20 protein-coding genes and 1 pseudogene are annotated in these 23,966 nt (G+C 54.3%); 11 read left to right on the top strand and 10 right to left on the bottom strand.

The genetic code is table 11. The annotated features are described in order from the left end of the window. Nucleotides 1-850 precede the first annotated feature (850 nt). The 5 genes from ACYVGU_RS21325 to ACYVGU_RS21305 form a co-directional block, all read right to left on the bottom strand. Nucleotides 851-1,840, bottom strand: a complete 990-nt coding sequence (locus tag ACYVGU_RS21325; RefSeq protein WP_460623757.1) for an IS110 family RNA-guided transposase — start codon at nucleotides 1,838-1,840, stop codon at nucleotides 851-853. Nucleotides 1,841-2,318: 478 nt separating this feature from the next. Beyond that, nucleotides 2,319-3,335, bottom strand: coding sequence for a hypothetical protein (locus ACYVGU_RS21320; protein ID WP_460623756.1), 1,017 nt, complete (start codon nucleotides 3,333-3,335; stop codon nucleotides 2,319-2,321). 254 nt (nucleotides 3,336-3,589) lie between these two features. Then, nucleotides 3,590-4,051, bottom strand: coding sequence for a hypothetical protein (locus tag ACYVGU_RS21315; protein ID WP_460623755.1), 462 nt, complete (start codon nucleotides 4,049-4,051; stop codon nucleotides 3,590-3,592). Nucleotides 4,052-4,088: 37 nt separating this feature from the next. Then, nucleotides 4,089-5,048 carry a hypothetical protein gene (locus ACYVGU_RS21310; protein ID WP_460623754.1) on the bottom strand — a complete coding sequence of 320 codons (960 nt, stop codon included), beginning with the start codon at nucleotides 5,046-5,048 and terminating at the stop codon, nucleotides 4,089-4,091. After that, nucleotides 5,045-5,938: a hypothetical protein gene (locus tag ACYVGU_RS21305; protein WP_460623753.1), complete on the bottom strand. Its 894-nt coding sequence runs from the start codon at nucleotides 5,936-5,938 to the stop codon at nucleotides 5,045-5,047. The genes ACYVGU_RS21310 and ACYVGU_RS21305 overlap by 4 nt, the downstream gene beginning before the upstream one ends. A 388-nt stretch (nucleotides 5,939-6,326) precedes the next feature. Between ACYVGU_RS21305 and ACYVGU_RS21300 the strand changes: the two genes are divergently transcribed. The 4 genes from ACYVGU_RS21300 to ACYVGU_RS21285 all read left to right on the top strand — a co-directional run bounded on the left by ACYVGU_RS21300 (nucleotide 6,327) and on the right by ACYVGU_RS21285 (nucleotide 9,663). Then, nucleotides 6,327-7,535 (top strand): RCC1 domain-containing protein, encoded by a 1,209-nt coding sequence (locus ACYVGU_RS21300; RefSeq protein WP_460623752.1) that lies wholly within the window; start codon nucleotides 6,327-6,329, stop codon nucleotides 7,533-7,535. A gap of 69 nt (nucleotides 7,536-7,604) precedes the next feature. Then, nucleotides 7,605-8,186, top strand: a complete 582-nt coding sequence (locus tag ACYVGU_RS21295) for a hypothetical protein (RefSeq protein WP_460623751.1) — start codon at nucleotides 7,605-7,607, stop codon at nucleotides 8,184-8,186. A 77-nt stretch (nucleotides 8,187-8,263) separates the two neighbouring features. Beyond that, nucleotides 8,264-8,599, top strand: coding sequence for a hypothetical protein (locus ACYVGU_RS21290; RefSeq protein ID WP_460623750.1), 336 nt, complete (start codon nucleotides 8,264-8,266; stop codon nucleotides 8,597-8,599). Further along, nucleotides 8,596-9,663 carry a hypothetical protein gene (locus tag ACYVGU_RS21285; RefSeq protein ID WP_460623749.1) on the top strand — a complete coding sequence of 356 codons (1,068 nt, stop codon included), beginning with the start codon at nucleotides 8,596-8,598 and terminating at the stop codon, nucleotides 9,661-9,663. Before ACYVGU_RS21290 ends, ACYVGU_RS21285 begins: the two co-directional genes overlap by 4 nt. Here the strand turns inward: ACYVGU_RS21285 and ACYVGU_RS21280 are convergent. Next, on the bottom strand, nucleotides 9,587-10,201 hold the full coding sequence (locus tag ACYVGU_RS21280) for a hypothetical protein (RefSeq protein WP_460623748.1): 615 nt from the start codon (nucleotides 10,199-10,201) through the stop codon (nucleotides 9,587-9,589). The genes ACYVGU_RS21285 and ACYVGU_RS21280 overlap by 77 nt on opposite strands. Nucleotides 10,202-11,573: 1,372 nt before the next feature. Here ACYVGU_RS21280 and ACYVGU_RS21275 point away from each other — a divergent pair. After that, a complete protein-coding gene (locus tag ACYVGU_RS21275) occupies nucleotides 11,574-12,152 on the top strand; it encodes a hypothetical protein (RefSeq protein WP_460623747.1) in 579 nt (192 codons plus the stop codon). Nucleotides 12,153-13,096: 944 nt separating this feature from the next. Here the strand turns inward: ACYVGU_RS21275 and ACYVGU_RS21270 are convergent. Continuing rightward, a complete protein-coding gene (locus ACYVGU_RS21270) occupies nucleotides 13,097-14,233 on the bottom strand; it encodes an NHL repeat-containing protein (RefSeq protein ID WP_460623746.1) in 1,137 nt (378 codons plus the stop codon). A gap of 699 nt (nucleotides 14,234-14,932) precedes the next feature. On the opposite strand from ACYVGU_RS21270, the gene ACYVGU_RS21265 reads away from it, so the two are divergent. Together ACYVGU_RS21265 and ACYVGU_RS21260 are read left to right on the top strand one after the other, a co-directional pair. After that, nucleotides 14,933-15,217 (top strand): hypothetical protein, encoded by a 285-nt coding sequence (locus ACYVGU_RS21265; protein WP_460623745.1) that lies wholly within the window; start codon nucleotides 14,933-14,935, stop codon nucleotides 15,215-15,217. 370 nt (nucleotides 15,218-15,587) lie between these two features. Beyond that, on the top strand, nucleotides 15,588-16,250 hold the full coding sequence (locus tag ACYVGU_RS21260; RefSeq protein ID WP_460623743.1) for a hypothetical protein: 663 nt from the start codon (nucleotides 15,588-15,590) through the stop codon (nucleotides 16,248-16,250). Nucleotides 16,251-16,575: 325 nt separating this feature from the next. On the opposite strand, the gene ACYVGU_RS21255 is transcribed toward ACYVGU_RS21260, so the two are convergent. After that, complete coding sequence (locus tag ACYVGU_RS21255; RefSeq protein WP_460623742.1) at nucleotides 16,576-17,115, bottom strand: hypothetical protein; 540 nt, start codon at nucleotides 17,113-17,115, stop codon at nucleotides 16,576-16,578. 980 nt (nucleotides 17,116-18,095) lie between these two features. On the opposite strand from ACYVGU_RS21255, the gene ACYVGU_RS21250 reads away from it, so the two are divergent. The 4 genes from ACYVGU_RS21250 (at nucleotide 18,096) to ACYVGU_RS21235 (ending at nucleotide 21,209) form a co-directional block, all read left to right on the top strand. Beyond that, complete coding sequence (locus tag ACYVGU_RS21250) at nucleotides 18,096-18,254, top strand: hypothetical protein (RefSeq protein WP_460623740.1); 159 nt, start codon at nucleotides 18,096-18,098, stop codon at nucleotides 18,252-18,254. Nucleotides 18,255-18,620: 366 nt separating this feature from the next. Beyond that, nucleotides 18,621-19,901, top strand: coding sequence for an MORN repeat-containing protein (locus ACYVGU_RS21245; RefSeq protein WP_460623739.1), 1,281 nt, complete (start codon nucleotides 18,621-18,623; stop codon nucleotides 19,899-19,901). A 22-nt stretch (nucleotides 19,902-19,923) separates the two neighbouring features. Beyond that, a complete protein-coding gene (locus ACYVGU_RS21240) occupies nucleotides 19,924-20,352 on the top strand; it encodes a hypothetical protein (RefSeq protein WP_460623738.1) in 429 nt (142 codons plus the stop codon). A 257-nt stretch (nucleotides 20,353-20,609) separates the two neighbouring features. Continuing rightward, nucleotides 20,610-21,209 (top strand): recombinase family protein, encoded by a 600-nt coding sequence (locus ACYVGU_RS21235; protein WP_460623737.1) that lies wholly within the window; start codon nucleotides 20,610-20,612, stop codon nucleotides 21,207-21,209. Between the two features lie 423 nt (nucleotides 21,210-21,632). On the opposite strand, the gene ACYVGU_RS21230 is transcribed toward ACYVGU_RS21235, so the two are convergent. Next, nucleotides 21,633-21,986, bottom strand: a complete 354-nt coding sequence (locus ACYVGU_RS21230) for a transposase (RefSeq protein ID WP_460623736.1) — start codon at nucleotides 21,984-21,986, stop codon at nucleotides 21,633-21,635. 125 nt (nucleotides 21,987-22,111) lie between these two features. After that, nucleotides 22,112-23,722: pseudogene (mobV, locus tag ACYVGU_RS21225) on the bottom strand (MobV family relaxase). Between the last annotated feature and the right edge of the window lie 244 nt (nucleotides 23,723-23,966).

The following is a 23,966-nucleotide window of genomic DNA, read 5'->3' as shown; positions in this document are numbered from 1 at the left end:
GAGGAATCTTACTCCTCCCTTTTCCTTATCATCAAGCCCCGTTACGGAGGATAAGCGAACATAGGATAAGCGAACATAGGATAACTGCACTTATAAGGACAGGACTGCGGCAAGCCAACCGGGTAGGGCACTCGCGAGCAATGGAACGCGAGCTGCATCGTTTGACAGCAGAGTAGCTATTGTCTATTTCGTCCGGCTTCTCTTGTATTGCTCCAGAAGAAGAGCAACCAGAAAGGCACCAACACCTATAAGAAAATACCCCCACGAGAAGCCATTTCCACTCTGCGAAAACCGCACATATACTACCGGAACCAGCACTGCTGTGATAAGCATGAAAACTAGCAGCTTCTTCTTCATCGTTGGTAAGTTAAGCTACAGCTGCTAGAGCGCTAAACCGGCCCACCGAAAAATTAGTCCGTTTAAGCGAGGTTCCCATCTGAGGTCCGTTCCTTTACATAATCGCGACTTATACGACTGTTATTTAATGCGAGACCACCGTTTATAACCCACGCGAATAGCGGTAATGAGGCCGATTACCAGTGGTGGGAGTATACTCAAGGTCAATAAAACAGGCCACCAGATAACCACTACCCAGCCATAATAAAAGCCGAATCGGCCTAGTGTATACACCGGGTTTGTCGTGTAGTCATCATTAGCTATCATATCCCCTATAGCACCAAGGGCCCCGACTGCGAGCCAGAAAGTAAGGCCGATTAGAAACGAGCTACGCAAGGTTTTTATGGGCTGACGCATAGGTAAGCTGTGGAATAGTACTGTGACGGGTAGAACGTTCTGCTCGAGCTATATTAGATACCTAAATTTTGTCCCTTTACATGAACTGTGTTGAAAGTCAAGGATTGAGCGCCAATTTTGACGAAAAATCGGCTCGGTAAGGCACACCCGATTTTACAATAGCAAAGGCTTGCTTAAGCAGCTTGTTGCAGACGGCAATTAGCGCCAGCTTCTTGTTCTTGCCTTTGGCCACGAGCCGGTCAAACAGCGCTTGGCAGGCCCCATTGAATCGCTTGGCCGCGAAGCTGCACATGAATAGTTTGCCACGGATCAAGCCCCCGCCCATCTTGGTGATGCGCACCTTACCGCGGATGCTGGTGCCGGAGCTGTGCTCGCGGGGGGAGAGACCGGCCATGGCAATGAGTTGACGATAGTTATCGAGACGGGTAAAGCCACTGGCAAATAAGAGCAGCATGCCCGCGGTCTTACGCCCAATACCGGGGATCGAGCACAGCAGCGTCATCTCCGACGCAAAGCGTTGTTCCAGCAACGTCAGCAGTTCGGCTTCCACCGTATCCACTTGCTGCGTTAAAGTTTTGACCATTTGCCGTAAGTGTTTCAAGGCGACCTTACTCACGAATGGTTGGCGTTGTAGTGCTTCCAGGGAGTTGCTGACCATCGTCTTTTGCTTGAGCAGTTGCTCGGTGACCTGCTCTAACTGCCGACACTCCACGAGCACTGCTTCATCGGGCTGCCAGACTTTCACGGGTTGCTGCTGGCCATAGCGCAACAGCCATTGCGCGTCTTTGCGGTCGCTTTTGCCTTTGCTCAGGTGCATCTGGATGAAGCGTTTGATGACCAGCGGGTTGAGCACCACTACCTGCCCGCCCTGCTCGTGCAAGTAGTACGCTACGGCCAGGTTGTAGGTGCCCGTGGCTTCGAGCACAAACCGGCAGTGCCCACCGCAGGCCTGGACTAGCTGCACAAAACCGGCTTTGGTGTTGCTGACCTCGAGGTGGCGCACCTGCTCGCCCACTTGGTAACAGACCGCCAAAGTGGCTTTACTCACGTCGATACCGACAACGGATGGGGGCAGTGGCAGAAGCATAATGAGCCGTGTTAGCGTGAAGGAGAAAGGAAATCCAGGGAATCTTTATCTATCCTGATACAGGCTCTCAGGCCTCACGGAACTGTCCAAAGTGGCCCCAGAAAAGGGAGGGGATTGTCATGTAAAACGAGCTCGCAGGCTCCATAATAATCGAATCTTACTCCTCCCTTTTCCTTCTCAGTAGCCTCAAGTTAAGGCTGATAGGCGAACATAGGATAATGTATGTTATAAACGCCACCTCGGAAAAGTGAAAGGTTTGGTTCCTCCAACGGAGTGGTGTCTGCGTGGTACTTTAGCAAAACACCCTGCTGCTTTTGGGCAGGTACGAAACGCGTCCTAGCATGCCCACACATACTCTGAATGGTAAATAGGTGAGTTACCTCACTGCCAGCTACAGTGCTATTGGGACTCAGGCGGTGCTGAAGCTTATAGTACACCCTGGTGAGGCAGTTCAATTAAGGCAGGCGCCGGCAGGCCCTTAACAACGTACGTAGTCCCGCAGCAGGACTTCCTGCTGCAGCCGAAGCACCAGGAATGTTTCCAGTTGGGTTGCCTCCACTTCCAGCTCTACTTCAGCTGCCAGGTCCAACAGGTTGTTGCGACGCTCACTTGATTCCCACCCAAACAAAGCGGAGTACAGATCGGCAAAGGGCTCCGGAGCGTGGTCGGTGAAGGAGTAGGGCCCGACCTTGATGGCCAGCAACGCTAGCAGCACGCGGGTTCCGTATAGCTGCGCTTGCGGATCGGTCAGTTGCCGAACTTCGGTGTACAGCTCCTTGAAGCTCAGGCCCAGGTGCTGCATTCCTTGGTAAGCGTACCAGCGCGTGCCGCTGCCGCTGCTGTGCGCCTCCCAGGCCGGGCTCAGCAGCGCCTGCTTGAAATACGTGGCTCCCGCTTCCCCGCACAGCGAAAAGCCCAGCAGAATGCCGGCATTGCAGTCGGTGGAACAGTACGCGGTGCCCGATTCATAAAGCCGCGCCAACACCTGCTCCCGGTCCGGTAGTTTACACACCAGTGCCGGGATGAATTCGGGGAACAGATTTTTGCCATAGGTGGCCTGAATGGCGGCGCGGATAGGTTGCTCCAGGTCTTGGCAGTCCACGTGCAGTAAGCCCAGGGCAGCGTGCTTGGCCTCATCATAGCCGGCGGGCCCAAACGCGTAGCGCACCAGCAAAGGCTTGATGGCGGGATGGCCCAGCCGGGCCAGTAAGGTCAGAACCGCGGCGGGCGCATCGGGCAGCAGCTCCTCACCGGAACAGCACACGGCATAAAGCGGCTCGGCAAACGCTTCGTCGCCGTGCCGCTCAAATACAGGCAGCAGGTCTGCGTGCGTGGCCTGAAAGGGGTGCCGCAGGTACGCCTCCAACAGCAGACGAGCATCTTCCCTGCCTCCGCTTATCATCACCGCGTTGATCAGCGCCTGCCGCACGGTATCGTCCTGCAAGGCTGGCGGGAGTTGGAGGTAGCTCAGCAGCTGGTTGGTTGTAAGTAGCATCCGGGTACGAATTGACGTGAAAGCACACTCCATTAAGTTGTACCGCCGGCTGACTTCCAGACTCAAAGGTAGACCGCAACCCACAGCTAGCGACTGGGCAGTGGGTGGGTACTGAAAGGTATGTTTGAACGCGGGCTAAGCGGAAGCCCTCTAAGCCCGTCAACGATATGCCCGGACGGCTACTTGATAGAGTTCATACATATGTTTTCCTGGCTAAGGCAAGGACAGTAGGCTACCGGGTGCCGTCCAGGCGCTTACTTTACCGGCACAAACTCCACCGGCCGCTTGACCAGCTTTTCTAGATCCGCTTGGCGCACGCGGGCGTAAAAAAAGTACAATGCCACGCCCCTGTCATAAAAGTGCAGGTCGACGGACCCCGGCCCGCTTTCCGCCGGCAAGATGCCTTGGAGGGAGCGCGGCGCATGTACCGGCGGTTGGGTGGGGTCTGCTCCGAAAACCAACCCACGCAGGCGGCGCGCCTTCCGCAGGGAATCCGCGGGCAGGGGGTGGTTGCGTTGATCGTATGCCGGAATGACACCCCGCTCCAGGCGGGCGACGAGCGTGTCCGACCACGCTGGCTTCCACCTGCTGTTGGTGTTGAAGTCGACAATCTTGTCTGATTCATCCAGCGAATAGCGGAGCGGCAGTTTGGAAGCGGAGCAGCTTACCACTGCCCAGGTGGCAAGGCCAAGAAGAGCAGATCGCAGGGGCAACATAGGGTCGAATGCAGAAGGATGGAGAAATGTGGCCCCGTTATTTCACGACGGTGTAGGGCACGCGCAGGCGGAAGGTGGAGTCGCGCGGGCTTACGCGAACCGTGATGCTGCCCTCCCAAAAGGCCTGCTGCCGGCTGGCCGCGCCGAGCGGTGGCACGGGTAGCACAACCTTGCCGATGCCATCAGCGCCCACCGGGACGGTCTTCCCGTTTACGGTCATGGTCAAGCCACCCGGCGCGTAGCGAACCTGCATGAGGTAAACTTGAGCCCGGTACGTGTCTCCCGGAGCTACGGAACTGGTTTGCGCACTCACCATGGGGTGCAAGGCAGACCGGAAGCGCCGGGGGGTAAGGCGGGCACTCAGCTGGGATAAGGCCGCCTCTTCCCGGAGCAGCACCGCCGTCTCGTAGCGGGCCAGGGCCGCCAGCGCCCCGGCAAACGAGGTACTGCCAAAATCAAACTGCTTAAGGTCGGGGGCATCTGGTACTGATCCTGGGCCGGCCGGCAAGGCCGTTCGCTGCAGCAGGCTCTCGAACCGGCTCAGGTAAAGCCGGAGGCTATCCGCCGGCCCACCAGGAGCCTGCATAAACTCGCTCACGGCGTCGCGGGTGGCAAGTTGCGCGAGTAAGTCCCGGTTGCGGGTGTGCTGGGTTAGCCGCTCCCCAAGGCTGTTCAAGTACCCCGTTACGGCATGGGTGCTGTCGCGGAGCGCCTGCGCCCGGGCAAGAAGGGTCCGGTCCGCCGGGCGCATTCCGGTTGCGTGCACCTGCGCTTCCATTTGCTGGATCCGGTCTGCATTCGTCTTGTACAGGTACTCGTTGCCGCGCCGCAGCACGCCTTCCAGTTGGTGGAGACGGACCAGGGCGACTTGCTGCGCTGAAGGACGCTGGCAGCTAAAAGCACTGCCAGCCAGCGAAAGCAGCAAGGCCGGTCGCCCCAGCCGCTGGGCCCACCCAGCTGAAGAATACAACCGGTTCAATAGGGACAAAAACTTCATCGGGCCTTGATTTGGTAAGGAACGCGCAACGAAAAGGTAACCGGACGACCGTGGTACACGCCTTGGATCGTACCCTGCCAGATAGCGATACCTGGCTGCGCATCCGCGGGCACGAGAAAGCTGATCTGCCCGCTGCCGGTGGCCGGGGCCATGGGCACCGTGACCCCGTTGGCTGTCAGACGTAGGTTGTTTACATCGGGCGAGGCAGCAGCAAGAAATAACTTGGCCCGGTAGGGTTCCGCTGCCCGTACCACTTTGGCTTCAGCCACGGCAAAGGGAGCAATTTTATCGAAGTACAACCCCTCGGGTCCCATCCGCTGAGCCAGCTTGGTCAGGGCATCTCGTTCCAGGCGCAGCACCTGCTGCGTATGCAAGCCCAACATGGCCGAACTACCGGCCTGCGAGTTCCCTTTAAAATTGTAGTCTCCAAAGCTTTGATCATTCAACCGGTGGCCGACCACGGCTTGAATGTCCAAATCGTCTTTAACGTCCAGGCCAAGGACCTCACCGGTTTCGGGTACAAACTGGCGCACGTACTGACTGTAATCGCGCAGGCGCTGGCGCAGCGTATCCGCCGCGGCTTCGCTCAGCAGGCTTGGCCGCTGGTGCAAGCCGCGCAAGTAGGCTAGTTCCGCCGTCGTGCGGGCGCGCAAAGCCTGCGCTTGCCGGAACACGACGCTGTCAGAAGCACCATTCCGATCAAAAATTTCGGCCATTCGGTTCAGCCGCTGCTCCGAGGCGCTTGCCTGGAACTTGTTGAGTGCCAGCAGGGCTGTGTCCAGCTGCTGTAGCTGCTGCTCGTCCGCAGAAGCGGCTGGCCGGCACGCTCCCAAGCCGCTAAGCAGTGCCAAAAAGCCAAGAGCAGCAAGTTGTGGAAAGGTTCTATGCATAAGCAAGGCCGCAAGTCACAGAACTTGCAGCTGCGAATATAGCGCTTGCGCAATTGCTGCGAAGCGAGTATGCTGTTTCTTCCCGGCTTCGCCTTCCCGCGCTTTACTTTTGGTTTAAAAGCTACCGCATAGGGATAAGTTCATGTAGCTTTGAAAGGGCGAAGTCTAGTAAGTTCCTCACCGGGAAGCGCCTTGACGCGCAGTCCATCCCACTCAGTCTCCTCTTACCCGGTCATCTCCCTTTATCCGGGGGTATACCTCCTATGCTCATCCTGCCTTGCTCGGACTTTTTTACACCATGTTAATGCATATCGGCTTCGGCCTTCATTGGCACCCGGCTTCGGCCAACTCTAAGTGCCTTTTCAGCCACAGCGGGCGACCTCGCCGAATGAGGCTGGCCGTGGTGGCGTTGGGACTGTTCACCTGCTTGTGGCACAGTCAACCGGTGCGGGGCCAAGCCATAGCGGCAGGTGGAACGTATTCCGCTGCCATGCAGCCTGATGGATCCCTTTGGAGCTGGGGCAACCTCACGTATGATCCCGGATGGGAGTCGCCCCCGACCCTGCACCCCGGGCCAGTGCATTATAGCCCAGGGACGCATTGGCTGAGCGTGGCCGTTGGGGAGCACCACGTAGTAGCCGTCCGCCAGGACGGCACGCTGTGGACCTGGGGTAGCAACGCCCGTGGTCAGCTCGGCACCAGCATCACTGCTGCCGTATCTATCCCGCTTCAGGTTGGAACGGCGACTACCTGGCGCCAGGTAACGGGCGGAGCCTCGCATACGCTGGCTCTGCAAAATGAGGGCACACTCTGGGGCTGGGGTAGCAACGCCCGCGGTCAGCTCGGCACCAGAACTGCATCCGGAGCTTCGGGGTCAACGAAGAAGCTAAGCCCTGCCAACAAGCCTCCAGTCGCCGGCAACCAAGCTTCGTTAGTGGTGGCTCCCACGCCCTTAAATCCGGCCGTGCGCTGGCGTAGTGCTGCCGCTGGGGCCACGTATACGCTGGCCCTGCGGGCGGACGGTACTCTCTGGATATGGGGAGAAATAGAAGCGACCGATGGCCAGGAATGGGCCACCGGGCAGCCTGGACGCCCGCCGCAATCCCGGGACGTGATTCAAGTAGGTACCCAAACGTCCTGGAAGGGCTTGGCCGCGGGGCATAACCACGCGCTGGCCCTGCAGCAAGACGGCAGCCTTTGGGCTTGGGGCGACAACCACCACGGGCAGCTGGGAACCGGCTCACCGGGCTTCGCCACAGCACCAGTTCAAGTAGCCCCGGGCGCAACGTGGATTAGCGTGGCCGCGGGCCGGTCTCACACCGTGGCGGTGCGCCATGACGGCACGCTATGGGCCTGGGGCAACAACGAGGAAGGACAGCTGGGCGACGGCACTACTACCACCCGGACAACCCCGGTGCAGATCGGCCCCGATGCCAACTGGCAAAGTGTAGCCGCGGGCCGCTTTCACACCGTGGCGCTACGCCGTGATGGCAGCATCTGGGCCTGGGGAAACAACGATGCAGGCCAACTAGGTTACCGGGCCGAGGGTAGCCGGGTACCGCAGCTGGTTGCAGCCTTCGGCCCGGCTAGCCGCTAAGGTCATCAAGCCGCGTTTGCCGACGCCCCTTGGTACCTTTATCTTTGTTCGTGTTTCACTGTTGCCCTTATGCTAAAACCTTTTCTCATCAGTTTCCTGCTGCTATGGGGATGGAGCGCGCAAGCCCAATCCGCCGCAGCCAAAGAGCCGTGCGACTGCCCGCCGCCTACGGCCAGGCAATTCAGCGACGTTTGCGTGGACTTGTACAGGGGCGCTGCAGCCAGCAACCAAGAATGGGAGGACGTGAGGTTTGGCTGGGAGGAGGACCTGTGGAAAATGTCGTGCGCCACGCCGGGGGTAGATACGCCAGAGCAAGCTAAAACCAAGATCAAGTGCATGTGGAACAAGTACCGCGAGTCTTTTCGCTGCTACGATTACACAGGCACAGTGGCTAGCGAAAAGAACATAACCAAAATGGCTACCGACATAGGCCGGCGTGAGTTCGTTCAAATTGCTCTGAGAACGTACCAGCTGGACATGAACTTTGTGGACCCCGCGGATAAAAAAACCCTGCTCGACTTCGTCGTGGAAAGAAAAGCAACCCTGGGAAAGCAGATGCCGCTTAATGAGCACGAAATCGAATCATACGAAAAGCTGCGGCTTTTGCTTGTGAAACACGGTGCCAAACAGGCAAAAGAGCTTCGCAGGTAAGCCACCACAACAGCTACAGTAGTGCTTGCACAGAGCCACGTGATAGCTTGGCCCCAGTTCTATAGTGTTCCCTACCTGTGCTTACCGTTTTGTCCGTGGTCTGGCGTGCCTTTGTTCTGACTTGGCTTATCGAGTGGCTGCTCTTCCTGCTGTTTGAACGACGGGGGCTGGCACGCACGGCGGGTTTCATTTTCCTGATAAACTTGTTTACCTGGCCGCTCTGTCAGCTTTTGTACTGGCACTTCCCCGCCTACTTGCCCGCTATTGAACTCGGCGTCGTCGCGGCCGAGGCGGGCCTGATGGCTTACTATTTTCGCTGGACCTGGGTGCGCGCAGGCCTGGTGGCTACTGCCTTGAATACCCTCAGCTACTTCGCGGGCTTGGCCCTGTTGCGTTTGCCTTTGTTTTCATGATCCGTCGTCCCTGGCTATTACTCTTTGGTCTGTCCGTAGCCCACGGGCTTAATGACTTGCTCGCAGGCTGGCTGCTTAGCGCACAAACCCACGTCAGCACTCCGGATCGTACGTTGCTGTTGTTTGTCAGTTACAACGTCGTGGCCTTTGGCGGGCAGGTTCCAGCGGCGCTGGGGCTCGAGCGCTGGGGGCATTACGGACGGGCCGCTGCCTGGGCGTTAGCGGCCCTGCCACTAGCAACACTGCTGCCCCCCAGCGCCGCGCCGGCTGCAATCGGCTTGCTCGCGCTGGCCTCCGCCGTCTACCACGTGGCTGGGGGCGCGCTGGCCATGAGCCTGTCCATCCGACCAGCCCTAGCCGCCGGGTGCTTTGCCGCACCCGGCGTGGTAGGCTTGACCACCGGCAGTTGGCTTGGCCAACACTCGCACTTAGGCCCACCGGCCTGGATGTGTGCGCTGCTGGTGGTTGGTGTAGTAGGGCTCCTGCGCCACGCCCCACGGGAGGTAACCAGCTTGAGGTCCGGAGATACCCAACGCCCAACTGCTATGCAAGGCTTAGTACTGGTACTGCTGGCGCTGGCCGCGCTGCGGTCAACGCTCTGGAACTTTACCTCCGCCCATGTTGGTACAACCCCCATGCTGGGGTTAGGCGTGGCGGTGGCCGCTGCTACTGGCAAGATCATGGGCGGTTGGCTGCTACGGCGCCACCTCGTGGTGTTGCAAACAACGGTAGCATTGGTGGGAGCCGTGTTGCTGTTGTTGCTCCCCGCCTTAACCTTCCCCGCGCGCCTGCTGGGCCTTGCCCTGCTACAGTCTACCATTCCCGTGGGAGTGGTTCTGTTGACGGAACTGCTCCGAGGTCGCTTGGCCCTGGCCAACGCGCTAGTGATGGGTCTGGCCGTCCTACTCGGCGGAGTAAGTTTGTGGCTGCCCAGTGGGCCGGCTTCCGTGGTGGCGGGTGCAGGCCTGCTGGTATTGACGTACTGCTTTATCCGCTATTGGCAGCCAGGGCCGGCGGTTGCACCTGCCACCGCACCCGCTGCCGCAAGGCCAACAGCAGCGTAACTGCAGTAGCCGAAGCAACCAGCAGGCCTAGTTGCAGCGAACCGCTATTATCCCCCGGGTAGCGAAGCAGAAAGACCACGCCTTTGCTGCGCTTTAAGTCTGCGGGAACTTCCCCCCGGGGCAGCTCCACTTCCCGGTAGGTCACCTTGTTGTTGCTCACGTCGGTGATTTCAAAGCGTACGTAAGGCTCGACGTAGGCGCCCTGCATCAGGTAGGTTTTGCGGTTGACCTGCCGCCACTTAAAAGCCGTTTTCTCCTGCACGTTGTATACCACCAGCGTCCAGGTTTGCGTTACCTCTTTAACCACCGGCACTTTGTACACCTTGTTTTCGGTGAGCTGGTGCAGTATGCCGTCGCCGGTATCACAGTAGAAGCGGTACTGGGTAAACTTCTTGCTGTTTTTGAGCGCGAAGTACACGGGCTGGTTTGGGGGCTCGATGGCGATGTCCGCCGCGCCGAAGCGGGGCAGCAACAGCAGCAGCAGAACCCCAATAAACAGGCGCTTGACCCGGCCGGAGGGTAGAGGAAAAACGTGCATAAACAATAGTTGCTTGGCAGCCGGCCGGAAGCTCCTTACCCGCCGCTAAAGGTAACCATTCGTATTTAGGTTTGAAGCGGATTCCAGCTGCTAAGCTTCTGTCGCCGGCAAATAAATACAGTTACCGAGCTCGTGCCATTACTAGGCCAGGGCTGAGTGGTGCGGCCACGCCTCAAAACGGTGCGCCTGGGCTTTCTGCGACTGAATTTACACGGAGGCCTTCTCGGTGGTACCGACTATAGAAATAGGGTAAGTAGCCCCGGTACGGGTAACCAATTTGGTAGTGGCTCAGGTAGGCTGAAGCCCGTATGGGGAACATGGAAGTATGTTCGTACTGCGGCGCGTCAGCGGTGCGCAACGGCAAACAACGTTACCACTGCCAAAAAGAAAACCAATGCTAGCAGAGTTCCACAGCAATTATCCTACCACCAACGGATGTAACGGGCCAAGCAGAAGTATGCCTTTTGGCGAGCGATTTTTTTCGGGCTTCGTGGACATGGATCTGCTACCTATCCTAGTTCCGCACCTGAAATGCTGGGCCGGGGGATGACGCAGGCCTTGCGTTTTTGGTCTCCAGGATCCATTTCATCGGTATGCTGGACTTATACGATATGGCCATCACGGCAAAAGGAATTGCATTGCTATCCCAGCTGGATCACTTTACAGAGCTCCGCTTAAAAGGGTGTGCCAGTTTACACGATGACTGTCTGCCTCACTTGGTCACTATCAGCTTTTAGAACTGCTCCATCTCGGCGGTACCGACATCACTCTGGATGGGCTCCTTTCGTTACACACGTGGCCTACGCTGAAATCGATCTGTGTTTTTCAAAACTCCCCCAAGCAAATCCAGGTGAAAGGCCAACAACTCTTGCTTCGGATGCCGTTCTGCCACGTCGTCATAAACCACCAAGCGGTTCAGCCTTAGGCATGTCTGGGAAGGCGTGAACGTTTGCCCCCTCGGCATTTTGAGATAAATGCTCTGACCAACGCGGCTACTACCGGTAGACGGCTGGCCAGGGCAGCGGGTAGCCTTGGTCGTTGCGCCTGTCGCCCAGAGCATGTTACCCGCTGGAGCACCTCTACTGCACCTGCATTAGGGAGGGCTCTCCAATGCCCTCCCGTCCTTATCCAAGTTAGGTTGCAAAGAAGATATCCTTGTTCATTCCGCCTAGTCCTTACACATTGAGCTAGGTAGCTTTGAAACCGCGACCTATGTAACTAGCGCGTTTTACCCGAATCGTCGCGCACACCCTAAGTATAGCGAAGCACAGCTTGCAATTTTAAAGGCTTATCTAAGAAAAGTATGAATGCATCTAGATACAGGTAATATGTTTCATTTGAGTTGCAGCAGCCTAACTGCTACTTTAGTGTTATGATAAGATTTGGCGTTACGAAAACTTTGCTTCTTTTCTTCTTCGGTCTCAGCCTAGGCGTTGCTGCCAAGGCGCAAGGCAAAACACAGAAAGAAGAGAAGACCCAAGCAGAAACTTTGTATTGGTTGAATAATTATGGCAAACCAATGCTTTTAGATGAGTTTAGCAAAGGGACCCCGCCTACTAAATATAGTATATCCTATGAATTCTTGGAAGATAATATTTTGATTACTGAAGAGCATACGGGAGACAACCTAGTTCCCTCTTCGGAGACATTCTCTGTTTTGTATAAAGACCTATATATTCAGCCCATCCCAATTGGAAAGACGTTTGGCTCCTCTGGTACAATAAAAAGATTTTACATCGAGACTGTACCTAATAAGGTAGATTATACTTCAAAAGGCCGCGTTTGGGTTGATGGAGGTCCTCCCTCACACGTATCATCTATTAAATTCTATTACGATACGAATGAGCCGAGCACTGAAACGGGTACTACCCGAGTGGTCAATGCTTTGATACACATGGCAAAACTGCAAGGAGCAACCCCATTGCCTAAAGTAGAGGCAAATGATTTCTAATTGATGTTTCTAGCAGTGTAGCGGGTTTGGGACCCATACGCCCGCTTAAGGTAGGTGACGTAGGGGAGTAGATGCATCTCCACTCTTCTTCATTTATACCTCCGTCTTGCGGCGCCTGCCGTTTGCCCCGCGTTCATAATTCCAAAGCGGCGAAGTGCTGCAGCGTGAAAAGCTGAGGCTACAGATTAACCTTACCGTTTCCTGCCTTCTCCGCAAAAAGGCCCCGTTAGCCAAGAAGTGAGGAAGCACCTCCCACGAATTTAATCCGGATGTGCTGATCGTGGGCCGTCCATGATCTTCATCCTCTAATGCCTCTACATCTCCCTTAGCTAAAAACCCTCCCTTAATACGTATTAAGGGAGGGTTTTTAGCTAAGGGAGATGTCGCCTCGGATAGCGTTCTTATGCGGTGCCTACGCCGGCTTGTGAATGCGTCCGGGAAGTGAGCGGAGCAGGCAACACATCACTACTGGTTATCTAAGCTGCTGCGGATAGGTTTCCGTGAATTCAACTGAGGCAGTAGTATTTACTTGCAGGTGACGGAAAAGCTATCTATTCTGCACTTGTACTTCATGCTGTTCTTGGCCAAAAAGTCCCGGGGTGCGGCCGCCACATAGTCGTAAGAATTATAGAACTAGGCATACGTGCCAAACATAGGGTCAAGAGTGCGAGTAGCGGTTTTTTCCTCACCGTAGTTATAGGTAGTGAATTAGCGCTCCACGGCCGCGGGGCAAGTGTTGCTGCTGGAGGACTCCACGATGCCGGTAGTCAGGGCGACATAGCGGTTTTGGCCGGGTTTGACTAGGCTTTTATCACCTTCCATTGACGTGACGCAGCCGTCCTAAGCAGCTCGTGGATCGCTTTATCCTTTTTGTTTGGCTTTGCTAGGCACGTGCTCCCGTTGAAAATAGGTCCCAAGGCGCCTGCCCGGCCTGCACAACATGTTTACTCGATCACACGCACAGTATGGTTACCTGTGTCAGCCACGTAGATAACACCACGTGAGTCAATGACCAGTCCATTCGGGCGCAGAAACCGAGCCGTGCGGGCAGGGCCATCCGCATGACCGCTGCTGCCGGGAACGCCGGCCAGCGTGGATACTTTCCCGGTAGGGGTTATTGTGCGAATAACTTGATTATAGGTGTCGGCTACGTACAGCACGCCCTTAGCATCAATAGTTATGCCCGTAGGATAGGAAAACAAGGCTGACGTTCCTTGACCGTCAGCGTAGCCTGACACCCCGGCTTTGCCAGCGAGAGTTGTTACTTCTCCGCTAGGCGTAACTTTACGAATAGTGTGGTTGCCCTGGTCGCACACGTAAAGCGTACCGGTAGCGTCTACGGCAATACCGCTCGGGTGATAAAAACGGGCGGCGGTTCCCTTGCCATCCGCAGTGCCTGCTTTATCAAACTGGCCGGCTATGGTGGTCACCTCACCCGCCGCGGTAACTTTACGCACGCTGTAGCTAAACCCGTCGGTCAGATACAGGGTACCAGCAGCATCAACTGCCATACCCTCTGGGCAATCAAAATACGCCTCAGTACCCTTGCCGTCGTAGTTATTGCTGATGCCGGGGTTGCCTGCCAAGGTCGAGACTGTACCGTTGGGAGCAATCTTGCGCACCACATGGTTTTGGCTATCCGCCACGTACACTACGCCCGATGCGTTTACCGCAACAAATCCCATGTAGTCAAACCGGGCTGAGGCGGCCGGTCCGTCGTCAAAGCCCGCATGGTTATAAAGACCAGCCAGGGTCCTGACTTCCCCGGCCGGCGAGATCCTGCGCACGGTGAACGTGGTCATGTCCGTAATGACCAGATTGCTATGCTTGTCTAGGGCAATGCCGTATGGGCTGTTAAGCCGCGCGGCGTCCCTTCGGCCGTTGGTCCCCCCGGCCTGGCCTGCCTTTCCCGCCAAGGTGCGCACCCGTAATGGACCAGTAGCCGCCGTTGGACCTTGTGCCACGCCACTACCGGTGCTCGTTTTGAGGGGGAGGTGTGTGAGGGGAAAAATCGTTAACAGGGAGGTAACGGTCAGCCCAATTGAGGGCAATGTGCTTTTGACACTAAGCAAAATGTTCATAAATAAGTAGATGACAGCCGCCTGGTTCTGCCCCCGTACCTAATGCTTTTTCAGAGAGAAGTAGTGGTTTTACTCGCCCACCCGCCATCGCTGCCTTACTCAGCACTCGAAAAAACAAGACCAGGGCTGCGTAAGTAAAACAGCATGGCTGACCCGCGCGAGGCCGGGCTCTCCCGCCAAGCAGTACGTAGCAGGCTGATCAGCCCCGAACTTAAGTAAGTCAGACCAACAAAGCTACTCAAGGTTGTGGGAGTTACTGCTCAGAATTTGTGTTTTTACCTGAAGCGTGGGCTGCTACTACCAGCTGGTAATTACCAGATCATAACCCTAATTATAGGAAGCCTTTAATCATTCGCGGACTGCGGAAAGTTGACGTTTTATAGGTCTAGCACAGGCTAAGAGCGTGTTTGGATTTTGCTCATTCGACTCTTAGAATGTCATGCTGAGCTGGTCAAAGTATGACCAAAACCGACATTTCCTAACAGGATCTTAAGCGAACTAGACCCACTTCTGGGTATTGATTAATCAGGATGCCGCATCTATATTTGTGCATATGCCCATGCGGTTAACCAGCTCAACTCTTTGGAATTGACCTCTTGCGGTATACTCCATTTTTTCCTCCCAAAGCCAACTGCCCGTTCACTTTTCGCGGCTTGACTAACGGGATCTTCCCAAGGACCCACTTTCAAAAAAACACAAATGATGAAAAAGATTACGAAAACCGCATTTGGCTTGACGCTGATGTTGGGCATGAGCCTGCTTGCCTACGCTGGGGAGCAGTTTTCCGGAAACGGTCCCACCAAAGAGGCTGCTGCGGACGCTGCAGAAAGAAGAGCGGCCAAAGCCGCCAAGGCGCGGGGCACCTGCTACTCGGTGGCCAAACTCGAAGATTGCGTCAAGGAATCAGACGGCTCTTGGACTTGCTATTCATCGGTGGCTAACCATAAAGGAAGCTGTGACGGCACCATGCTGACGCCTAATTAGAGCTGATTCAAGCTAGCTGGGCGACCGGAATGAAAGGGTGTTGGGGAATCGCTACTATCGATAGTGGTAATTCCCCAACACCCTTTCATTCTGGTTTCACATCAGCCTTTTTGCACTGTAGTAACAATCCCATGAAATACTTTTTACTTCCGCTGTGTGCTGGCTTGATGCTTATCAACCCTAGCACCTGAACCTAATGCACCTACTCAGCCAATCACCGCAGCAGCTGCAACTGACCTACTGCAAAGCGGAGCAGATTCTTGCAACACCGAATGCTTGTTGAACAAACCACCCTTGACAAATAGCAGAGAATGGCTTTTGTTTAATTGCCCTTGGTCTAGGAATTTTCCCTGTAAATGCTCATTTGAAAATGAAAAACACTCTTGCTTTGTTTTTTAAATTTGTTTTAATAATAGCTTTATCATTTATTAATTTAATGGCTTTGGGTCAGAACCAAGACCAAGCGGACAATAAGATATTGATACCTTATAAGGTGATTAAGCAGTTTGAGAAAAATAAAAAAGTGTATACTCCAAGTGGGAAATACAATGTAGTACTGGATTGGGAAACTATTGGAGATTGTGCTCTTCGAATTGAGCAGTATGCAGCACCAGTGATGCCTGACAGCAAATCTTATCAACAAGACCGCGCAAGTTTTATTATAGATATGTCACGAGTGACTAGAGTTAGATCCGGTACGACCAACTTTGGTTATAAATGCATTGCTATAGATGGGAAAGGAGCAATTATTAGCTCAATGGGCATTAGGAGACTCGAAGGCGGGTTTGAATGGACCAACCCAGAAATTACAAGTTCTATAACAATAGCAGTAGACAATGAAGAGCTCGAAGAACTATTTACAGATTGGATGATTAATTGCAAAGGAGAGAAAAGTGTAGATTTTGATAGGTATCTTAAATCCGCACCAGTAGTAGCTGAATATAAGGAGGCAAATCAATCAACGGGAGAAGTTCTTCTATATGTGCTTGTAGCTATTGCTACAGCTGCCTTCACGATCATCTCATTAAAATAACTGAGATTAAATTTGTAGACCAAAGCAGTGATTTGTCACTTCTTTGCAATCACATATCACGCATATTTTGGCTGCCCCCTGGCGTTTGTCGCCAGGGGGTAAGTGTTCCTTGCGGTTAGCAAACCCCTGCACATGCGTCAAGCCAGAGTATGGTTATAGAAGCCGCGCTTCCCTTTAACTTGTTTATTGCCTTGAGCTAATAAACCAAATGGGCTGAAGGGTTTCGGGGCTGCTCGTCGTGCTTTAGCCACTTTGTGTCGCGACACTGCATCTCTTCTGGTTTTTCTAGGGAAAGCATGGTCATCCCACCGCAAGCTCTATCTGGTTAGGGCTGACTTTCTCCCTCCGGCAGGTATGACTCCAGAGGCTGATGATTTAGGACGATTTCGCAGGCGGGCAGCACGAGGCGTAGCTGCGTCACATGTTGTAGGATCTGCTCAGCAGAACGGTCGGTACTTAGATACAATGCTTTAAGCGTAGACCACTCGTCCATCGCGCCGATGCCGTCCAGTGTGATCCCGGTACTGCCCAAGTGCAGCAGCTCCAGGCCTGGAATTTGGCGCAGCAAGGGCAGGCAATTGTCCTCAACCGACGTGCAGCCCTTTAAGCGCAGCTCCACGAGGTGCCGCATTCGTGTTAAGTGGGCCATTCCCTGCTGGGTGACGGGCGCTTCGTAAATGTCGAGCATGTCAATAGAGAAAATCCGGTCGGCTAGCCACCCCAGTGCTTCGTCGTCGAGCAAACCGCCGTGGAACCTCACGTGCCGCAGGTGTCCAGGCAGCTGTTCCACGGCAGTACCCGGAAAATGAAGGGCCCAGAAGCTCCGCTCACGTTGCGCATGCCGCACCCGTTGTGTGTAGGACATCGCACTCTGAGGCCCCGTTTCCTTGCGCCTTTTTTTCATACTGGAAATGTTAAGCACTCTCTGCCGGACTACCGCGGAGTGGCACGTTTAAAACACAAGATGGGTAAAGGCTTCAAGCTTCTTGTTTGTATTCGCCTATTCGACGGAGATGGCTACGTCTCGCAAGAGTAAAGTCGGCTCCGCCGCGTACGTCGTCAGCCTGCTAACCCTGTAGTAGGTATGTTTAGCGATTGTCCTCCGCTCCGAAAGCTCCTGCTGGCGGCCCTGCTACTGGTCAACGCCCACCTGCCTCAAGGGGCACGTGCGCAATCGGCGGCGCGTACTCGACCGGATTCGACACCTATAGCGTTGGTTAAAAGTTCGGTGCATAAGTTAAGCTAGCCACTTCCAAGCATGCCACCCACACGCTAAAATGCCGCATTCAGCGGTTATGAGACCTGGTTGTTCAGGGACACATCCTTCTTCTGTCCACCATTCCTAGGCCACCTCAGTTTTCAGGATTTCAAATCCACGAAAAAGTAGTCGTAGCCGCCCTGCGAGAGTAGGAAATCAGAATTCCCTTTAAGTTGATACACTTTCGCCAAGCGGGCGTTGACGTGCTACCGGCCGAAATGCTCCGGGCGATAGGTCCAGATCCAGTTTCCAGTTCTGCACGTCGTCGAAGATGTTTTCGCCAGCCAGCCGCCGCTCCATGGCTTCGTAGCGCTAACTGAATTGGTACAGCGTGCGCTTCCTGGACCAACACGCGCTGGCTGATTTGCGGGTTGATGCCGAACAGATGAATCTTGAGCTGATAGCCCACCGCCAGGCAGTCGGTACCAGATACGGTAGGAGGAGCAGCTGCTGGTGGGAGCATCGCTTTCACGGATAAGGAGGGCTCTCTAAGTTAACCCGCAAGACAGCCACCTCCCCACGGCCCCGCACTTTTTGATGCTCTCCTTAAACGTATCGAGCCGCAAGCCCTGCGATGAATCCATGCCTTGCGCCTGGCCGAGCAGGGAACGCACGTGGAGTTGCCGGTGGACTCACGGGGCGCACATGCGGCCATCCGGCGGGTGAATCCCGCCGACGGCACCGACGCCAACGTGCGGGACTTTCCTGAATGCCGAGACCGGGAATACCCCGAGGAAATAGGCTAGTGGCTGAGCAGGCCTTTTCGAGCGTATGTGTTGCAGACGGCACCGCGCCGGCTGAAAAGGGAACAGTGCGCTCTTGTTCGCCAAGCCGTACGGCGCTCCACCGGTTTTTAAGCTGGTCTATCTCGGGTTGCCCTCCAGTCAATTCTGATCGAGAGTTCTGCAACAGCCCCGATCGTTTTCTAAATTGGCGCCGTCATTTTCCTCAGGTATAGAGAGCTTCTGCTATATTTGATAAAGCATTTATGTTGGGCTAACCCACGTTCAGCAGCTAAACGCCGGAACGACTTTCAATCGATTGTTAACACCAGAACCGATATTCCGAGCATGGTCATGAATGGCTTAAAGCGATATGTTTTGTTGACCTGTATGTTGATACCGCTTACTGCATGTAATCGTAATTTCCATAGCTATATTTCACCATCTAATTTTCTGACCAACAATTGGTACGTATTTGATGATTTCCGCTATCAAGGACCGTTGAGTGGTGGATTGCCGAACGGAGAGGGGACTGTTGAATACAACAATGGTACAAAAGTAACGGGTCAATTTGTTAACGGCGTTTTGAACGATGATGATGCAAAATACCAGATTCCTCAAATCGGAAACATCGAGGGAGTTGTCGTATCCGGACAATTGAATTCAGGGCGAATTCGTTATAATAACGGCGATGTGTATACGGGAGAAATACGATCATATAGCCCAGATGGAAATGGCGTTTTCATCAAAAGCAATAACGATGTTTACGAAGGAAAATTTCAAATCGGCAAATTTTTATCTGGTAATTTTTTAGAATCCAAAACCCAATCCGTTTTTCAAGGATCGTTTAAAAACTGGAAACCGGACGGAGAGGTTGTTGAAATAGAACTGAATGGAAAGGCGTCTTCACACCTTTATTCCAATGGTAAAAATCAAACGGAATCTATTCTGGAAGATCGCGCAAAAAGCAATTTAAAAAGGCAGAACGAAGCCGAGCTTAATAAAATAGACGCAGAAGAGAGACTGCTCTCTAAACACAAAGAAGAGCAGGCATCTGTTTTTGCAAAAGAAAAGGCAACGTTGGAGGAAGAAGGCGGTGAAATGTATGATCGTTGTGCGTGTACTTTGCACCTGAAACTGTGTTTAGGCGTGTATTCAGCCGGCAAGGAAGAGTCTTATGCCTATAGTACTTACTATGAAGAATTCAATCTTCCTGAACCGTATGGCCCAGTTTATGGAAATATCTATTCCGTTACGGTTCCAACTGGCAGTTCAAAAAGTGTGATCAAGCAGGCGTTCTTAAACAAAATAGCATTTGTTTCAGAATGCGTCAAATGGAACGAGGACAGGGATACTTACGAACGTGTCTACAAGGACAAGTTGACTAATTTAATCACTTCACATCAGCAATTCCTGCAGAGTGTAGAAGCAGGAATTATCGAAAATAAACGACAAAAAGAGTTGGCGTATCAACGGCAAGAAAGTGAGCGGCAAGCGCGTCATGAAGCAGCAGTGAACGAAATGAAAAAAGAAATGAACGACAGGGCGCAAAAGGCCGCGAAGGAGAGAGCAGAATATTGTGCTAAAAATCCAGAGTGTTGCCTTTCCCAGGAAAATATTGAACGGCTTAAGGCTGAGAAGAAATATACGCCTTGCGCCACACGACAATAAACCCACGTTCGTCTCCATACCCATGTTAAAAAAACTAACCAAGCTGTTTTCCAGGCTTTTTGCTATTTTAATTTTTGTCTTGCTGGGGCAAACAAACGGCTTTGCTCAAAAGACGAATGGCAGCATTGACATTTCTGAAGAATTTCAGAAAATAGAAACATACAATAAACACATTAAAACCGCCAATTATTATCATTACGCCAATCAAAAGCAGTTTGGAAAAGACGTTAGTTGGTTTCTAGTTGGTTTATCCGGGGCAATTGGCAGCGTTGTGCTGTTCGGCCATAAAAACGAAGAAGTTCGCTTGTATGGGGCCAGCGCTTTAGCCGGGGCCTCCCTTGTCCCAATTTTTGGAGCTTTGGAAAACAAAGGCGACAACAATTACACCGGTGAACGCAAGGCCCTTGAAGAAGCCAAAGCGCTTTTTAAGAACCTCCCAAACAAGAAATGATCCTGGGGCCAAGCAGTCGTATCGGCAAGCAAACAAGATTTATATTTTCGGCCTTCCCTTTTTGACGCGGTGCACGCGTAACGGTACGCCTGTGACCGTGTGACAGTGCATTTTAAAGCTCGTTTTGCTGTACAATTAGTCTTCATGTCTAAAGAGAAAAGTGAGAGCCTAATTCCGCGAAAATCAGTACAATAAACTGGTATAGGAAGCGAAGTACAGATTGTGTATCTTCTGAATGAGAAACCTATACTTGGTCTATGAAGATTGGCTACGCTCGCGTCTCCACCCGGGATCAGAACCTCGCGCTTCAGTTAGATGCCCTCGCGCAGGCAGGTTGTGAGGAAATCTATCAGGAGAAAGCTTCAGGCTCGAGTGCTGCCCGTCCGGAATTAGACAGGCTGTTAGCCCATATTCGATCGGGCGATACGGTCTACATCTACAAGTTGGACCGGCTGGGGCGCTCGCTCAAACACCTATTGGATATGGTCGCCGAGTTCGAGTTTCGCGGGGTGGGCTTGGTCTCGCTCACGGATGCCATTGACACGAGCTCGGCGCAAGGCCGACTGATCTTTAACTTATTTGCCTCGCTTGCCGAGTTTGAACGCGAGCTCATCCGTGAACGCACCCATGCGGGTCTAGCTGCTGCGCGGGCCCGAGGCCGCATTGGGGGTCGACGGCCCGGCCTCACGGAAGCGGCTCAGCGTACGGCCATCGTCGCCGAGACACTTTACAGAGAGCAAGAGCTAGGCGTGAATGAGATTGCTCAGCGCCTGCAGATCTCTAAAGTCACGCTCTACAAATATCTGCGCTACCGCGGCGTAGCCATTCAAAACTATCGCAAAAGAACGGCTCCCTGAGGAAGGTTCTACATTCGTTAGCGTTAGGAGTCAGTCTGAATAGTGATCTTAATTTTTAAAAAAAGTAACCCGGCGTATCGCACTTATTTGATGTTCCCATGCAATTTATCCCCTGTTCTTGCTGCTCCCTGCCTAGATGGCCCTACCTGCTAATCGAAAATTCAGCCTACTTTCTATACTTGGAGAGCATGTTACGTTAGTCATGCTAGGTGTGGCCTTGATGATGCAGTTGTCCCCCTCACAAGAAAATTGGGGGTTCTATGGCACCGTAGTGCTGTACCTGAACAAGGACTTTCTAAACGGTTGCAGCCCGCTCAAGCGTCTGGTTGGCACGCAAGTGCAACAGGCTGGTGGTGCCCCGGCGAATGAGCTACAATGCGTATTGCTCAACATGACATTTCCAGTATGGCTGAGGTGGTATGGCTAAGTCGGACACATTTGGGGCGTTGTTTGAAGTTGGATTTCGAAAGGTTTTTTTTGGATGTGCTGCTCGCGCTGCGCCCGCTGCAGTTCGGCGTGCAAGGCGCGCACTTCTGGGTCGCGAGCCAGCTCGTCACTGCCCACTTCGGCGGCAGCTTGTTGCTGCTGCCAGCGATAGAGCAGCTTCTCGTTGATGCCTAATTGCCCGGCGGCGCACATGGACCGGCTATCGCTGGCCAGGCGCAAGGCTTCGGCCTTGAACGCGTTGTCGTATTTGCGCCGTTTATCCGGCTTACTTACTTGCTGGGGTGTTGCTATGACGGAAGGAAAATACGTCCTAATTCTGTCCGGCCTCACTAGACCACCTCAGTATCTCAAGCAAATGAGAACCTAGATCTTCCAAGGTCAAATTTTCAGCTATGGACTTGTTGATTTTGAAAGCTTGTTTTCCTTTTGTGGAGCTTTTTGCCTAGTCTGATTTGCTACATAGACAATCCTTGTGACCGGTCACGAGGCTGCCGGTCCCGCTCGATGGTCCGCACTGCTCCTGTGCGCGTACCCTGGTCTTTATAACTTTCCTCTACTGCCACACCCTGAGAGCGCTGGGCCTTGCTCAGGACGGTGCTGATCTTTTCGATCGTCTTCCAATCGAAGCCATGGGCCACGCTCAGAGACGTCCGTTGATCCGCTAACGTGCGCACCTGCCACACGCTCGCGCCGGCATCCTCGAAGGCGGCCTGAATGCGTGGTGCCCGTTCCTGGTCAACTACTGTGATGATTGCGTTCAGAGAGCGAGGATCACGGGCGACCGGCAACCGCTGCGCTGGCTGCTGCTCTTCTCGGGTGCGCTCAATTGCCTGCTGTACTTGTGAAAACAAGGGCTTGCCATTTGGCTGCAGGTCAGCGAGGGGGAACTGCACGGCCGAGTGGGCTTCGCGGACTAACAGTTGTCCTTCTTTCGTACTGTAAATGGAGTACCCATTCTGCTGTAACGCCTGGGTGATGTCACCTGCGGTGGTCACTGGACCTTGTAGGGTGTTGGCTACGACTTGCTCGGCGCGCTGCTGTCGGTGGGCTTGCTGCTTGCTGGCCCACTCGGCCAAGTTGGGCGCCAGGGGCTGCGGCTGCGCCGTCTGTACGATCAACCGATGGAAGCGCCCGCGCAGGGTAGCTAGTTCCTCCGTCTTGGTGGCCAACTCCTGGGCCTTCTGCTTCACATCGGCTAGTAACTCCTGTACGCGCTGCTGACTGGTGGCCAGTTGCTTTTCCAGTACGCGGGCCTGGTCCTGAGCCAGGGCATTGGCGGTCGCTACGAAGGATACATGTTCCAACTTGGCATTGACGGCCGCTACTTGCTGGGCCAGTTGCTCATTCAGAAGCGCCTGCTCGCGCTCCAGATACGCCTGCGGACTGACCCGCTCCAGGGCTTTCATAGCAGCCAGTTGAAAGGGCTCGTGTACCAAAGGCTTGGTTAACCCGGCCAGGTCCTGCTGGCTGGTTTTCTGGGCCCAGTAGTAGCGGCGCACGTCCTGGTGAATGGCCGTGCTGTACCTCACGCCCGGCTTCAGACCGTAGGGTTCCATGGCCTTGGCGTAGTCCGTTTGCAGCTGCCGTAAGGCCACAGGACTAAACAAATCCCGGGCCGTGAGCCGCTCGGTCGGCCCCCTCCTTTCACCCTGGTGCAGGCGCTGTCCCTGGGTGACGGGTACCATGAGAGCATGCAGGTGTGGGGTGCTTTCATCCTGATGCAACATGCACCCGATCACATTCTGAGCCCCGTAGCGCTTCTGTAAAAAGTCCAGATTGTCCTGTACCTACTGCCAGCCTCGGATGTCAGCCCGTTGCCCTGCCACCGGGTCTTGTGGGAACTTCTCCTCGCTGGCCGTGAGCAGCACCTCGACGACGCGCACAGCATCCTTGCGCAGGCGCGGCAGCTGCAGCACTGCGATGCGCTCGTGGGCCAGGTCCCAGCAGCTGCGCTGTTTGTGGTTGACAAGCTCCTGATTCAGGTGCCGCAGGGACGGGTCGGCATTCGGCGTCTCCTGGGGGCAGCAGTTATGGTGGGCTACACTTTGGGCCTGCTCGCGGCTGATGATTTTGGTGACGCGGATGACCGCAACCGCAATAGGATACGATACCAGTAAGGCCTACCCTACTACCCTTCCCTACGCGCCAATGTGTAGTGAGTTATACATTGAACGAAATCGCCTAGTTCTCCTCACGGTCTGCATGCCCTCTCCACTACTACTCACTTCCGGAGGAAGTGTATAATCTACTAATATGCTAAGGTTAGTAGTGAGTCACGCTAGTAGGTGCTATGAGCGTCCCCGTAAGCGG

The sequence above is a fragment of the Hymenobacter tenuis genome, from assembly GCF_054780495.1.
This window is presented reverse-complemented; position numbering and strand designations above follow the sequence as displayed.